This is a genomic window from Halomonas sp. ND22Bw (genome assembly GCF_003011945.1).
GTDB classification, from domain to species: domain Bacteria; phylum Pseudomonadota; class Gammaproteobacteria; order Pseudomonadales; family Halomonadaceae; genus Halomonas; species Halomonas halophila.
Window position 1 is genome coordinate 1 of the sequence record NZ_PXWD01000153.1, and the last position, 462, is coordinate 462.

General features: G+C 59.1%; 1 protein-coding gene. It reads left to right on the forward strand.

Annotation, left to right across the window (positions count from 1 at the left end; all coding sequences use genetic code 11):
* Positions 1–6: 6 nt before the first annotated feature.
* Positions 7–462 (forward strand): FAD-dependent oxidoreductase (locus CVH10_RS25405; RefSeq protein ID WP_369335855.1); only part of this gene is annotated, 456 nt, incomplete at its 3' end.

Here is a 462-nt window from a genome sequence, read left to right on the forward strand (position 1 = left end):
CGTCTGATCGTCGCTGCGGGACTAGCGGGCGAAGAGGTTGCGCGACGGATAGACGGGATTCCCGCCGCTATGATCCGTCCGTTGCAATACGCCAAAGGGCACTATTTCAAGCTACAGCGAAAATCGCCTTTCAGCCATCTCGTCTATCCTGTCCCGGTCGCCGGAGGCCTTGGGACCCATGCCACGATAGACCTGGGCGGACAGGCGCGGTTCGGCCCCGATGTGCAGTGGATAGATGCAGTCGACTACGCCTTCGACGAAAGTCGCCGCAAGCTGGTTCTGGCATCCATAGCTCGTTGGCTGCCGTCCATCCGGGCGGACGACCTCGTTCCCGATTATACAGGTATTCGTCCCAAGCTGGTTGGGCCCGGACAGACCGACGCTGACTTCATGGTGGACAATGGGGCAACCCATGGTTTGCCTGACCTGACCCTAGTTCAAGGTATTGAGTCTCCTGGATTA